Genomic DNA, 13968 nt, shown 5'->3' with positions numbered 1-13968 from the left:
ATTATGCGGCGCGGGAACAGTGAAGAGTTTTGGACGAAATTTTCAAAAAAATTCAGCAATATCAATATGAAACAATTCACACCGGGGACAGTTTCATGGCTGGCCTATCGCCAGTAAAATCCGCCAGCGCCGACGTTGCCGCAGCAGGCGCTGATGCCATTGCTGCAATTGCGTCAGCGTAAGCTGGTGGATCGCCGTTGTCGTCAGCTCAGGTAAACCCTGCTGCTGACGCAGCGCACTCTGTGCAGCATCCGCATTGTCACTCACAACACATTGCAGCAGCAGCGTCTGCTGCAACGCTTCAAATGGCGCGGCAGAGATATCCAGCGTGCGCAGAAAGCGTTTGCAGTGGCCAAGCAGTTCCCGCCAGGGAATATCGGGCGACTGCAACGCCAGCAGGATGCCATCGACATCTGCCACACGCTGATAACGCGCCGTCACCACATAACCGATCTGCTGCTCCACGCGTAACTGCTGAAAAAAACGCGGTTCATAGATCAACGCCAGCGCGCGTAATGCCGCCAGCGCGTCATCATCAGCCTCGCTCAGCGGGATAAACACCAGCAGCGCCTGATCGCTGCCTGTGCACGGGATGCCCGTCACGCCATGGTTTAAGCGAGGTGCCGAGGGGGTCGCCCCCTCCGGGAGATCACTCAGCACCCGCGCTATATCAGCACGCAACGCGGTACTTTGGCCGCACCAGGCAGCCTGCCAACGCGCTGAGGGTCGCGGGGTGATCAACTGCTGCGGCAATGCCGATAATAACTGGCGAATCGCAATGCCTTCCGCAGCCCTGACGGGTTGAGGTTCAGAAGGCATATTGAGCACCTGCACCACCTGAACCACCGCCGCAAGCGCAGCATTGTCATCGTTGGGCAGATGCATGACCAGTTGCCAGATGCCCTGTATCAGCTGCCAGCTGCCACGCCCGCCTGCATGACGTAGCGCAGCCAGTACCGGACGCAGCAAACGCTGACGCGCCTCGCCATCTTCATCGTTGCAAGGCTGATAAAACGCCGGACGCAGCAGCAGGGTCTCCTGCGGCTGCCGCGGTTTCACGTTCAGCAACGGGAAGACAGGGTCAGGCAGCGCACGAAAATCCTCCGCCTGCGCCCGCGGATAAAACCAGAACGGCAAACTTTCTACATGCTGGCTGGCCTCTGCGGGCCAGTCAGCAACCGATACGCTGAATCCCTGGGTTTGATGCGATTTAGCCGCCAACTGGCGTTGTGTCAGCAGCACCAGCGGGGGCGTCTGTTGCAAGGCGTTAAGCACGCGGGAAAAGTCACCCGATGCGTCCGGCGCAAAACCCAGCGCGCGGCCGCGCAGTTGTTCCAGCGGTGACAGTTGGCTGAAATCCTCTCGCGCCAGCTGTTGATAATGCTGACGTTGCGCCGAACTGGTTTGCGCCAGGGCGCGCAGATGCTGGCGGAAGTGATGCTGGATATGCCGTGCCTGCTGCGTTGTGAGGGTTTGCCCGGTGAACTTTAACGCCAGCCAGCTGTACTGTGCATCGCGCCACAGCCACTGAATACTCAGATCTTCACACAACCCCGCAGCACGTAATTGCGCCAGCAGGCTGCCGGGCGCTTCATCCAGCCAGAAACGACGTAACTGGCTGATTTCATCACGCAACGATGCCATCTCACCCGGCAACAGCAGCGTCAGCCAGCAGCTTTCGCTGCCAGGTAACTGAAGCAGACGCTGGCGCACCGCTGTCGGTTGTGGGGATACCGGCGACGCCTGCAACGCGCCAGGTAACAGCTGCTGACCATAACGTTCCGCCAGCGCCGCCAGATCATCCAGCGTTTGCGGCCCCTGCAACCACAGCGTCATATTGCCCGCGACATAGAACTGCTGATGGAAGGCGCAAAGCGCCTGACGCAGCCAGGTGACATTGTCACCAAAAACGGCCTGACTCCCGACGCGAAAACGCTGAAATTCGTGGGGGGCAGCCAGCATATCCAGCAACGCTGCCTCACTCAGGGTTTCCACATGACGCTGCAACAAGCGATACTCGGCGTCGATCACCGCGCTTTCCTGCGTAATCGCTGCGGGCGTCAGTAACGGTGCCACCAGCATAGCCACCAGCCGTGCCACGCCGGCTTCCAGTTCACTGGCCGCAACCTGAAAGAAAAACGCGCTCTGACTGAGCTGCGTGGTGGCATTGACCTGACCGCCCTGCTGCTGCACCCAGGGCATCAGGCGCTGGTCGTCTGTGACACCCTCACTGCCACAAAACAGCAGATGCTCCAGCAGATGCGCCAGCCCCGGCCAGCGGTCCGGCTCCTGTAAGCTACCTGCCTCCACGCGCAGCAGCGCTGCGGCGGAGCGGGCATCGGGCTGATGATGTAAATGGCAGCACAAGCCGTTCGTCAGCCGCAGGCTGCGCGTGGTCATCACAGAATGCGCTGCTTGTAGATCAGCTGTGAATTGGTGCGGTTGCGGAATTGCAACTGGGCGATTTTGATATCGCTACAGCTGGCTTCGCGCCGGGCTTCGAGGATTTTGTCATGATGCGGCGACTTGCTGCACACCGGGTCGGCGTTGTCGGCATTGCCGGTCAGCATATAGGCCTGGCAGCGGCAACCACCGAAGTCCTTCTCTTTCTCGTCACAGGAACGGCACGGCTCCGGCATCCAGTCATAACCCCGATAGCGGTTAAACCCAAACGAGTTATACCAGATGTCATCCAGGCGGCGATCCAGCACGGATGGGAATTCCACCGGCAGCTGGCGCGCGCTGTGGCATGGCAGTGCCGTGCCTTCCGGCGTGACACTCAGGAAGATCGATCCCCAGCCCCCCATGCAACCTTTCGGACGTTCTTCGTAATAATCCGGGGTGACGAACAGCAGATTGGTGAGGTTACCGCTGGCTTCCATGCGCTGGCGATATTGCGCCACGATGGCTTCAGCGCGCGCAATTTGTTCACGCGTCGGCAGCAGGCCCTGACGGTTGATGTGCGCCCAGCCATAAAACTGACAGGTTGCCAGTTCCACGTCATCCGCTTCCAGCTCGATACACAGATCGATAATTTTATCGATTTGGTCGATGTTGTGGCGATGCAGCACGAAGTTCAGCACCATCGGATAGCCGTGCGCTTTTACCGCCTTCGCCATCTCCAGCTTCTGCTGGAAGGCTTTTTTCGAGCCAGCCAGCGCGGCGTTCAGCGTTTCATCGCTGGCCTGGAAGCTGATCTGGATATGATCCAGACCGGCGTCAGCAAAGGCATCCAGCTTGTTCTGCGTCAGGCCAATACCTGAGGTGATCAGGTTGGTGTAGAAACCGAGATCGCGCGCGGCCTTGATTAACTCCGGCAAATCTTTACGCGTCAGCGGTTCGCCACCGGAAAAACCCAGCTGGACACTGCCCATCGCGCGTGCCTGGCGGAACACCTCAATCCACTGTTCAGTGGTCAGCTCTTTTTCCTGCTGGGCAAAATCGAGCGGATTCGAGCAGTACGGGCATTGCAACGGGCAGCGATAGGTTAGCTCGGCCAGCAGCCACAGCGGCGGCGTAATGCCTGGTTTATTCGGGTTCACGACACTGGATCCATTTTTGTTCAACGGCTGACTGCAAAAACGCTTTCACGTCTTCATCCACACCACCCGCCTCCGGGAAGCGTGCGTTCAGCGTGGCGATAATGGCGGCGACATCCTGTTTGCCCGTTACCAGCTCCAGAATCGCGGTGGCGGTTTCATTCAGTTTCGCCATCCCTTCCGGATAGAGCACCACATGGCTCTCCTGCGCGGGTTCCCATTGCAGACGATAGCCGCGACGGAAAGCAGGGATCAGGTTATCTTTCATGTTGTTATACCAGTCTGGTGGTGTGCCAGGCCGCCTTGTCGGTGACCGTATGATAAGGCGGACGCTGCAACGCATAGGCCATGGTCATGGCATCAAGCATAGTCCACAGGATGTCGAGTTTAAATTGCAGAATCTCCAGCATCCGATTCTGTTGCTCAGCGCTGGTAAAAATCTCCAGCGCCAGCGCCAGACCATGCTCCACATCGCGATTCGCCTGGCTCAGGCGGCTGCGGAAGTAAAAATAACCTTCCTCTTTAATCCACGGATAGTGCTGTGGCCAGCTGTCGAGACGCGACTGGTGGATCTGCGGTGCAAACAGCTCGGTCAGCGAGCTACAGGCCGCTTCCTGCCAGTTGGCCCGACGGGCAAAGTTGACGTACGCATCCACCGCAAAACGCACGCCAGGCAGCACATGCTGCTCTGACAGCAATTCTTCACGCGTCAGCCCCACCGCTTCGCCCAGTTGCAGCCAGGCTTCAATGCCGCCTTCATGGCCGTTGCTGCCATCATGATCGAGAATACGCTGCACCCATTTGCGGCGTGTTGCCGGGTCCGGGCAGTTCGCCATGATCGCCGCATCTTTCAGCGGAATATTGGTCTGGTAATAAAAACGGTTCGCCACCCAGCCTTTGATCTGCTCCGGCGTCGCTTCGCCATTGTGCATGGCGATGTGGTACGGGTGATGAATATGATAATAGGCACCTTTGGCGCGCAGTGCCTGTTCGAAGGCGGCTGGCGTCAGGGCTTCAGTAATGATCACGATGAAGACTCCTGCAGATGAATCGCCATTCCATCCCAGCTCACTTCAATGCCCTGCTGCGTCAGGAACTGACGCTGCGGTGACTGCTCGTTCAGGATGGGGTTGGTGTTGTTAATATGAATCAAAATTTTGCGTTTGGCCGGTAACGACCCCAGCAGTGCCATCATGCCCTGGGCTGAGGAAAGCGCTAAATGCCCCATGGCTTTGCCGGTATTTTTACCGACGCCGGTGGTCAGCAGCTCGTCATCCTGCCAGACGGTACCGTCAATCAGCAGGCAATCGGCTTTTTGCAGCCACGGCATAATCACCGCATCCGGTTCACCGAGGCCCGGCGCATACAGCAGCGTCTGACCATTGGCGTGGTTAGTAATAAACAACGCCACGTTATGGCCCGGCAGCGGACGATCGCGGAATGGCGAATACGGCGGCGCATTGCTCAGGATCGGGATGGCGGTGAATTCAAGATTGCGGCAGACATCAACGCGGAACGGTTCCAGTGGTGTCAGCGCGTGATGCTGCAACCCCCCGTTCCAGTGTTGGAGCATGGTGAAAATCGGGAAGCCGCTGGTGAGATCGGCGTGCACTTCAGGCGTGCACCAGACCTGATGCGGGCAACCTTCACGCAGGCTGAGTAAGCCAGTGGTATGGTCGATCTGGCTGTCGGTAAGAATGATGCTACCAATCGCCGTGCCACGCAGGACGCCCTTTTTATTCAGTTCTGGCGTGTGGGCAATCTGCTGGCTGATATCGGGAGAGGCGTTACACAGCACCCAATCTTCACCGTTATCGCTGACAATAATCGATGACTGAGTGCGTGCCTGAGCCTGGATCGTGCCATTGCGCAGGCCGCTGCAATTGGCGCAGTTACAGTTCCACTGCGGAAAACCACCGCCCGCCGCCGAACCGAGAACTTTAATAAACATGAGAAATGACCGGAGAAGGAAAACAAAATGCCCGCGCAGGTGGCGGGCAGAAGTCTTAGCGGTTGGAGATGTACAGAGTCACTTCCAGGCCCAGACGCAGGTCAACAAATTCAGGTTTTTTCCACATAATATTCTTCCTCTAAGTCTCATAACGCAGAGCGAACTCTGCATGGAATGCTTGCACCAGGATTTGTGATCCCGATCGCAATACACAACGCGGGCTGATGTTGCGCCAATGTGACGATCAGATCAACCCCGATTAGGTAAGGGAATTGTGTTATTCCCCCCAAATCTGTTTCAGCACCCGCTGCCAGTTGCCCCAGGTAATTTGCTCAAGTATCGCCTGATCATAGCCATTTTCACGCAATAACGCGCAAAGCTGTGGCAACCCGGAAACATCTTTCAACGCCTCTGGCGCGCTGATGCCGTCGAAGTCGGAGCCAAAGGCCACGTGATCGCTGCCCATTATCGCGATTAAATGATCAACATGTTTAACAATTTCGATCAGTGGCGTGTCGGTGTCGCGTTTACCATCGCCACGCAGAAAAGCATTACCAAAATTGACCCCCACCACGCCGCCGCTGTCGCGGATGGCACGCAGCTGATCATCGGTGAGATTGCGCGGCTGCGGGCACAGCGCATGAGCATTGGAATGCGTCGCCACCAGCGGCGCAGAGGATAAACGCGCGGTATCCCAGAAAGCGTTAGCGTTCATATGGGAGACGTCAATCAGCATGCGGTGCTGATTCGCAGCGGCAATCAGCGCTGCACCATCCGCAGTTAAACCGGGGCCGCTGTCCGGCGAGCCCGGGAAGTTACCGGTGACGCCCACGCCAAAGCGGTTGGGCAGATTCCAGAACGGCCCGATACTGCGCACGCCAGCCTGATAAAACGCGGCCAGCGCATCACCGTCGCCATCAAAGCCATCGGCACCTTCGATATGCGCCACCATCGCCAGCACCCCTTGCGCCCGGCAGGCGGCGATATCGGCGTGGGTCAGACATAAGCGGGCACGGCCCTGCGATTCAGCCACCAGCGTTTTGAGGATCGCCAGCTGCTGCCAGAGAATCTCCAGCGGCGACCAGCGCTCCTGCGCGCGCTGGGGCGCAACCTGCTCGATATAGCGTTGCGGCGGGACGAATAGCGCAAACAGACCACCAGCAAAACTGCCCTGCTGCATACGCGGGAAGTCGAGGTGGCCATTTTCTATGCCGGAGAAAAATGCCTGAGCGGGCGCATCACGATGATGCAGCCACAGATTAAGCAGCAGGTCGTTATGACCATCGAAAATGGGAAGAGACATAGCCTGATAACAACGGGATAACATAGGAGCTATGCTACGCGTCCGCCGCGCTTTCGCCAAATCGCGGCGCACAAAAAAATCATTTTAAGCTGCATCCATTACCCCTTCCCACTCGTATATCCGATCGTGAGCAACTTCTTTGCTCCTTCAATGAGGGTATATGATGAAAAAGTTAATTAGCCTTACCGTCGTATCCGCAGCACTTTTCATTGCAACGGGCGTTAGCGCTGCAATGAACAATGACTCTGTCATGGTTGGAGGTGCTGCAATGTATCCCCAAAAGAACATCATTGAAAATGCTGTAAATTCAAAAGACCATACCACTCTCGTCGCCGCAGTGAAGGCCGCAGGCCTCGTTGATACGTTACAGGGCAAAGGTCCGTTCACCGTATTCGCGCCGACTAATGCCGCCTTTGCCAAATTACCCGCAGGAACGGTCGATAACCTGCTCAAGCCCGAAAACAAAGCCAAACTTACCAGCGTGCTGACCTATCACGTGGTTGCCGGAAAATATGATATGAAGGCGCTGGAACAAAAAATTAAACAAGGTGGTGGTCATGCTGAACTGAAAACCGTGAACGGCCAGCCTGTGTGGATCATGAATAATGGTCCGCATAACATCCAACTGAAGGACGGACAAGGTAACGTCGCGAATATCAGTACCTATGACGTCAACCAGAAAAACGGCGTGATTGATGTAATTGATAACGTTCTGATGCCCAGGTAATTGTCTATACTCCGAACGGGAAGTGAAACCATCCGGAAAGAATATGGAGCCAATTCAGGCTGAGCAGCAAAAAAGGTTACTCAGGGCGGTTGCGGATGGCGACCGCTCTGCCTTTGAACAGCTCTACCGACTCACCTCACCGCATCTGTTCGCGATTGCACTGCGTATGCTGCATCACCGTCCCTGGGCAGAAGAAGTCCTGCATGACTGTTTTATCACCGTCTGGAACAGTGCTGCATCTTTTAATGGCACCCTGAGTTCGCCGATGACCTGGATGACGCACATCGTTCGCAACCGCTGTATTGACTGGCTGCGAAGTGGATATGTCCGGCAGTTCCGTGCGGACGAAGAATATGTTGAGGATCAGATAACAACCGTTGTTTCTGAACATCAGGATAATCAGGATGCCGAGCGGGTTGCGCGGCTGCATCATTGCCTGAAACATTTAAGCAGTGAGCAGCGTCAGAGCATATCGCTCGCCTATTATCAGGGCATGTCGCATAAGGATATCGCCGACTGGCTACAGCAGCCTGTTGGATCGGTAAAAAGCTGGATTCGTCGCGGCATGGAACACCTTCGGGAGTGCGTTGGGTTATGAGCGAACGAGACAAACTTGATGAATCACTGGCGGCAGAATATGCGCTGGGGACATTGCGCGGGGGTGCCAGACTCCGCTTTCAGCGAAGGATGTTGAATGAAGCTCAACTGGCGGAGCGTGTATCCCGATGGGAATTACTGCTGGCAGGGATGGATCACCATCTTGTCCCTGTCAAACCGCCTGACGTCATATGGAAGAGAATTTCCCTTGCCCTTCCTGCCAGAAACAAGGTTACGCCGCAGCGGCGTTTACTCCCCTGGCTTGCTGCTGCGGGTATTACCATTGCGGTACTCGTCTCTGCTTACCTCTACAGAGAACCAGCCCTGACGCCGCTAACGGTGTTGGATAATGCCCAGCATACCGGACAATGGGTTGTGAGCACCAACAGTCACCAGGACAGGATCAGCCTCTTCCCGCTCGGCCAGGTTAACGTCGATCCCGACCGAAGCCTGCAGCTTTGGCTAATCCCGGCGGGTAAAGCGCCTGTGTCGCTGGGCTTAGTGAACAGCGAGGCCACCAGTGACTTTGCTTTAAACGGCTTGAATCCATTGAATAATGCTTCGATAGCCATCAGCCTTGAGCCAAAAGGCGGGTCGCCAACCGGCCTTCCGACCGGTCCGATTTTGTTCAGCTCTAAATTATGAACAGGTGGTGCATAAGACGGGGTGGCTGTGGCGTCTTAATTGTCAGTTTTACACGGATGGTTGTCAGCAATGGGCGAGCCGCAACCACCGCTCTTCAGCGAGACTGGCGGCAGACCACAAGGAGAATGCCCATGCTTACCCAACCTGCTGAAAAATATCGTCCTTATCCGGTGATTAATATGCCTGATCGCCAGTGGCCATCCCGCCAGCTGACCCAGGCACCACGCTGGCTTTCCACTGATCTGCGTGACGGCAATCAGGCCCTGGCAACACCGATGGACAGCGCACGCAAGCTGGAGTTCTGGCAACTGCTGGTGCGCTGCGGATTTAAAGAGATTGAAGTGGCTTTTCCTGCCGCCTCGCAAACTGACTTCGACTTTGTGCGCCTGCTGATTGAACAGCACCACATCCCTGACGACGTCGCCATTCAGGTGCTGACCCAGGCACGCGCCGATCTGATCGACCGGACGTTTGCGGCGCTGCGTGGCGCACCGCGCGCCATCGTCCATCTTTACAACGCCACCGCCCCGCTGTTCCGTGAGCGCGTGTTTCGCCAGAGCAAAGCAGAAATTATCGAACTGGCCTGCGCCGGTGCACGCCAGATACGTGCCCACTGTGAAAGCCAGCCGGACACTGCATGGACCTTCCAGTACTCGCCGGAAACCTTCTGCTTTACCGAACCGGAATTCGCCCTGGAGATTTGTGAAGCGGTGGCGGCCATCTGGCAACCTGGTGCGCAGCGACCGATGATCATCAACCTGCCCGCCACTGTTGAAGTGAACACGCCGAATGTCTATGCCGACCAGATTGAATATTTCTGCCGTCATTTCAGCCAGCGCGCGCAGGTGAGCATCAGCGTGCACCCACATAACGATCGCGGCACTGGCATCGCCTGCGCCGAACTGGCTTTACTGGCCGGAGCCGATCGGGTTGAAGGCTGCCTGTTCGGCAACGGTGAACGCACCGGTAACGTAGACATCGTCACCCTGGCGCTGAATCTGTATACCCAGGGGGTCGCTCCGCAACTCGATTTCAGCGATATCCAGCAGGTGCTGGAAGTGGTGACGCGCTGCAACCAGTTGCCGGTGCATCCACGCCACCCTTATGCCGGTGAACTGGTGTTTACCGCGTTTTCCGGCTCGCATCAGGATGCGATTCGCAAAGGGTTTGCCGAGCGTGCTGAACGCAAAGAAACAATCTGGCAGATGCCGTATCTGCCGCTCGATCCGGCGGATATCGGGTGCAGCTATGAAGCGGTGATCCGTGTGAATAGCCAATCCGGCAAAGGCGGTGCCGCCTGGCTGCTGGAGCAGAACCACGGCCTGCAATTGCCGCGCGGCCTGCAACAGGATTTCAGCCGTATCGTGCAGCAGCAAACCGATGCGCATGGTCAGGAGATGACCCACCACGCGCTGTGGCAACTGTTTTGTGAACACTACGGTTTGACGCAACCGACACGGCGACTGCTGGAAGCGGAAAGTCATAGCGATGACAAAGGAGAAACGCGCCTGAAAGCCCGGCTGCAGCAAGGGACACAACAGGTCAGTCTGGAAGGCAAAGGCAACGGGTTGCTGTCCGCTGCGGTCACCGCATTACGCCAGCGCTATGGCCTGACGCTGAGTATTGAGGATTATCATGAACACACCCTGGGCAAACGCAGTGACAGTCGCTCCGTCACCTACCTCAGTTGTGTGAATAGTCGTGGCGAGCGCGCCTGGGGCGTGGGTATCGACAATGACGTGGCGCGTGCTTCGTTGCAGGCCTTGCTTAACGCCGCCCACGCTTTTCTGCCGCAGGAAAGTAGTTCGCTGGCGTAACCCCGAGTAAACGGCGAAACATCGCACTGAAGGCGTCCGGGCTGTCATAACCGAGGTCCAGCGCCACCGCCAGCACCGTGTCGCCCTGCGCCAGTCGGGTTAAAGCGACGCTGATGCGCACCCGCCGCACCCAGTCGCTGAACTGCAAACCGGTTTCGCGACTGAAGTGGCGCGCCAGGGTGCGCTCCGCCACGCACAGTTCTGCCGCTGCCCGTGCCAGCGTCCAGTTTTCGCCGGGCTGCTGCTGGACCTGCTGGCATAACGCCAGCAAACGTGCACTTTCCGGCCAGGGGAAACCGAACGGCAGCACATCCATCACCCGGATTTCATCCAGAATCAGTTCGTAGATCCGCTCGGCGCGGCTGCCCGCTGAGTAGCTTTCAGGCAAGGCTATCGCACTGACAATCAGCTCACGCAGCAACGGGGAGATCTGCACCACCTGGCAACTGGCAGGCAGATCGGCCCGTGCCAGAGGATCAACAAACAGAGTACGCGCCGCCACCTGCCCCACAATCTGCAACGCATGCCGCGTACCGGCGGGCAACCAGACGCCACGACTGGGCGGTACAATCCAGTTGCCGTGCTGAGTCTCCACCTTCACCACACCGCTCAGAGTGTGAATCAGCTGGGCACAGTCATGGTAATGCCACGGCTCTGCATCGCCGTGGGCATAATCATGGGCATAGGGCACCAGCGGACGGCTGGTGAAATCGAAGTTCAGCACCGCCGTCATCGTTTTACGGCTTCAGGAACTGATAAACCGCTGCCAGATCCTGTTCGCCATAACCGGCGTCCACCGCCTGCTGCCAGACATCCACGATGTTCTCCAGCGCGGGCAGTTTGGCGTCACCGGCGGCATCCAGCGCCAGACGCGCATCTTTCAATGCCCAGATCAGATGCATTTGCGGGGTGAAATCGCCGCTGGCGATCATGCCGAGTTTCATTTTGGCGTAAGGTGCCGCCAGCGGGCCACCGTCCAGCACTTTCCACAGGTCTTCGGTGCTGAAACCAAATTGCTCTGCCAGACGGGTACTTTCCGCCAGGCTCTGCATCAGGCCAATCAGCCAGCTGTTAACCACCAGCTTCATGCGTGAGCTGGCCCCGGCAGCCCCAAGCCATTGGGTGCCCTTGCCAATCGCCGCAAACACTTGTTCTGCCGCCTGGGCTTTGCTCTGATCACCGCTCGCCATCACCAGAATCTGCGCATTTTCAGCTGGCGCTTTAGTACCGGAAACCGGCGCATCGATAAACACCACATCCGGACGCGCTTCCGCCAGCTGCGCAATCAGCGCATCGGTCGCATCTACCCCAATGGTGCCCATCTGGCACAGCGTGGCACCGTGATTTAACGCACCTTGCGCTTCACTGATGACCTGGAGCGTCGTCTCACCGTCAGACAGCATGGCGATCACCACGTCCGCCCCGTCCACCGCCTGTACGACGCTGTCACTCAGGAGCAGTCCGGCAGACACTAAATCTTCGCCACGGGCGCGTGTGCGGTTCCAACCCTGTACCACAAAGCCTTTCTTCAACAGGTTAGCGGCAAAGGCATGGCCCATTGCGCCCAGCCCCAATACCGCGACTACGGGTTGCTGACTCATCTTCATTCCCTTCTATGGTTTCGGACAAAAACGCTAGCCTGACAGGAATTCAGCTGCACAGCCAGGCCAGAGGTGCGGTGAAAAAACATTTTTAAACCCGAGCGTTGGCAATAACCCGTCATACTATAGAAATTGCATTATAGGGGCATAAAAAAACGCTTCGCGGGTCAATCGTTATTAATTATTCATAAAGCTTGTAACTTAATAAAAATTATCGCGTGGTGGGATTATTATTAATAGAGTGCATCTTTATTAAGCACATTAACGATATGATGGCAGGAGTCTGGATTAAATGCGCGCCCCCACTCCACGATTTGTTGGGCGGTGAGCGTCTGACAACTCCAGGGAATCAATCCTCCAATACCCTTTCCCTCTTTGGCAAGCACATCAACAAAAGCATTCAGGCGCGTATTATAAATTCTGACTTCGCCAATAGTTAAGATACTGCTCGCCCATAACGATCCGCCTGAGATACTTTGTGTATTATCACAAACAATATACTCATGCTTTATCGTCAACGTTTTGTATATATTTCTTGCCAGGCCGGCAGCGCGGTAATCTTCGTCAATAACAACACTTTTTATCTGTTTTGCAGAAAGCACGAAGCCATTATCATGTAGTAACATATCCTTATAAGCAACCCGACCGATCTTCCTGGTACGTCGCTCATCTTCCATATTTAGGGACAACAGATTTTGAACGATATCATCGTGCCGCACTCCCTGATCATCAAGGTCCGTGCCGAAGTCGAGATAAAAATCAGGTTCAGAGCAGCCTATTGAATAAATATCCAGGTAGTAATGATATGCCCCACCATTTAGAACATATTCATCAACCCGGAAAAGACCGCCTTCACGAGTAAATAGATAATTCGTTTCAAGATGACTTTTAACGCCATCCAACTCGATGTGAATATCTTTATTGTAGTTACCAATCAGGTCTGGGGGCATATCTGCGAACCTATTAGTGAATATTATTATTCCAATGTTTATTCATAAAGATTGTAATGACTGTCTCTATCATGTCGAGAAGATGAGCGTCCGCCAGTTGCGGATACTGTTCAGAAGGTTTTACGACATAGCGGAGTTTATTCGTTGATGACGTGGCAATTTCAGCGAACGGAATAACTTCACCATCAGCCTGAGTATCATTCAGTGTAACGATAAAAAGTTGACGCTGAGGGGACTGGCGCTCACTTAAACGAAGCACAGTGAATTCATTTGAAGTTTCAGAATCGACAAATGAGTCAACGTACTGCGTGCGATTTTTAATCGTTTGCACAGAGCGTCGCGCTAAAGTTGTCATCCAAACCTCCCGATCACGGCTCAAGGGGTCACAATAAAACTATTAAAAAACCACCCAGACCGTGAAGTCACAGGGTGGAATTGTGTGAAGTGTCACCCATCTGGTGACACAGAGCATACAACAACTCTTTGCATCCCTGCAAAGCTTTAGTGCGCAATCCTGATGGTTGTAAAAGTCAGTTAGTGCAATGATTTACAAAGACAATTTACCTCTTTCCTGCATGGTAAAACATCGCAAAAATGCACAATGGCGCTTTGATTGAATTTCGTGACAATGTCGCACCAACCTTTAGTACAACCCAATGTGACTTAAGGCACCAGCGATTACAGCCAGGCCAGAGGTGCGGTGAAAAAACATTTTTAAACCTGAACGTTGGCAATAACCCGTCATACTATTAACGCTTTTCAAACAACCGAAAAAACCATTAACATATGCGCCATAATGTTCCGCCCGGTACATTTCACTTCTTTTGTTACGGTCTTT

The 13968-nt window shown here is 55.5% G+C and carries 15 protein-coding genes; 4 read left to right on the top strand and 11 right to left on the bottom strand.

Annotated elements, in window-relative coordinates; translation table 11 throughout:
* Nucleotides 1-93: 93 nt before the first annotated feature.
* The 7 genes from pqqF to AC6I8X_RS09275 form a co-directional block, all read right to left on the bottom strand.
* Nucleotides 94-2400, bottom strand: a complete 2307-nt coding sequence (gene pqqF, locus AC6I8X_RS09305; RefSeq protein ID WP_497841029.1) for a pyrroloquinoline quinone biosynthesis protein PqqF — start codon at nt 2398-2400, stop codon at nt 94-96.
* Nucleotides 2400-3542, bottom strand: coding sequence for a pyrroloquinoline quinone biosynthesis protein PqqE (pqqE, locus tag AC6I8X_RS09300; protein ID WP_313689537.1), 1143 nt, complete (start codon nt 3540-3542; stop codon nt 2400-2402). The genes pqqF and pqqE overlap by 1 nt, the downstream gene beginning before the upstream one ends.
* Nucleotides 3529-3807, bottom strand: a complete 279-nt coding sequence (pqqD, locus tag AC6I8X_RS09295; protein ID WP_084874521.1) for a pyrroloquinoline quinone biosynthesis peptide chaperone PqqD — start codon at nt 3805-3807, stop codon at nt 3529-3531. The genes pqqE and pqqD overlap by 14 nt, the downstream gene beginning before the upstream one ends.
* Before the next feature lie 4 nt (nt 3808-3811).
* On the bottom strand, nt 3812-4567 hold the full coding sequence (gene pqqC, locus AC6I8X_RS09290; protein ID WP_084874518.1) for a pyrroloquinoline-quinone synthase PqqC: 756 nt from the start codon (nt 4565-4567) through the stop codon (nt 3812-3814).
* The gene (pqqB, locus tag AC6I8X_RS09285; protein WP_084874515.1) at nt 4564-5490 is read right to left on the bottom strand and encodes a pyrroloquinoline quinone biosynthesis protein PqqB; all 927 of its coding nucleotides are present in this window, start codon (nt 5488-5490) and stop codon (nt 4564-4566) included. Before pqqB ends, pqqC begins: the two co-directional genes overlap by 4 nt.
* 55 nt (nt 5491-5545) lie before the next feature.
* Nucleotides 5546-5617, bottom strand: a complete 72-nt coding sequence (pqqA, locus tag AC6I8X_RS09280; protein ID WP_010617686.1) for a pyrroloquinoline quinone precursor peptide PqqA — start codon at nt 5615-5617, stop codon at nt 5546-5548.
* A gap of 150 nt (nt 5618-5767) precedes the next feature.
* The gene (locus AC6I8X_RS09275; protein ID WP_497840947.1) at nt 5768-6793 is read right to left on the bottom strand and encodes a dipeptidase; all 1026 of its coding nucleotides are present in this window, start codon (nt 6791-6793) and stop codon (nt 5768-5770) included.
* A 163-nt stretch (nt 6794-6956) separates the two neighbouring features.
* Between AC6I8X_RS09275 and AC6I8X_RS09270 the strand changes: the two genes are divergently transcribed.
* From AC6I8X_RS09270 to leuA, 4 genes are all read left to right on the top strand, one after another.
* Nucleotides 6957-7520: a fasciclin domain-containing protein gene (locus AC6I8X_RS09270; RefSeq protein ID WP_497841028.1), complete on the top strand. Its 564-nt coding sequence runs from the start codon at nt 6957-6959 to the stop codon at nt 7518-7520.
* A 43-nt stretch (nt 7521-7563) separates the two neighbouring features.
* Nucleotides 7564-8118 (top strand): RNA polymerase sigma factor, encoded by a 555-nt coding sequence (locus AC6I8X_RS09265; protein WP_497840946.1) that lies wholly within the window; start codon nt 7564-7566, stop codon nt 8116-8118.
* Nucleotides 8115-8762: an anti-sigma factor gene (locus tag AC6I8X_RS09260; protein WP_497840945.1), complete on the top strand. Its 648-nt coding sequence runs from the start codon at nt 8115-8117 to the stop codon at nt 8760-8762. Before AC6I8X_RS09265 ends, AC6I8X_RS09260 begins: the two co-directional genes overlap by 4 nt.
* Before the next feature lie 131 nt (nt 8763-8893).
* On the top strand, nt 8894-10579 hold the full coding sequence (gene leuA / locus AC6I8X_RS09255; protein ID WP_497840944.1) for a 2-isopropylmalate synthase: 1686 nt from the start codon (nt 8894-8896) through the stop codon (nt 10577-10579).
* Here leuA and AC6I8X_RS09250 read toward each other — a convergent pair.
* From AC6I8X_RS09250 to AC6I8X_RS09235, 4 genes are all read right to left on the bottom strand, one after another.
* Nucleotides 10530-11312 (bottom strand): AraC family transcriptional regulator, encoded by a 783-nt coding sequence (locus AC6I8X_RS09250; RefSeq protein ID WP_313683519.1) that lies wholly within the window; start codon nt 11310-11312, stop codon nt 10530-10532. The two genes, leuA and AC6I8X_RS09250, sit on opposite strands and share 50 nt — an antisense overlap.
* A gap of 4 nt (nt 11313-11316) precedes the next feature.
* A complete protein-coding gene (locus AC6I8X_RS09245; protein WP_497840943.1) occupies nt 11317-12180 on the bottom strand; it encodes an NAD(P)-dependent oxidoreductase in 864 nt (287 codons plus the stop codon).
* A gap of 233 nt (nt 12181-12413) precedes the next feature.
* Complete coding sequence (locus AC6I8X_RS09240) at nt 12414-13130, bottom strand: hypothetical protein (protein ID WP_497840942.1); 717 nt, start codon at nt 13128-13130, stop codon at nt 12414-12416.
* 13 nt (nt 13131-13143) lie between these two features.
* Complete coding sequence (locus AC6I8X_RS09235) at nt 13144-13485, bottom strand: hypothetical protein (protein ID WP_310617591.1); 342 nt, start codon at nt 13483-13485, stop codon at nt 13144-13146.
* Nucleotides 13486-13968: the final 483 nt, after the last annotated feature.

The sequence above is a fragment of the Pantoea sp. X-Soil-TKNS-1280 genome, from assembly GCF_059730475.1.
The sequence above is the reverse complement of the archived record's forward strand: the minus strand, read 5'-3'. Positions and strand labels throughout refer to the sequence as shown.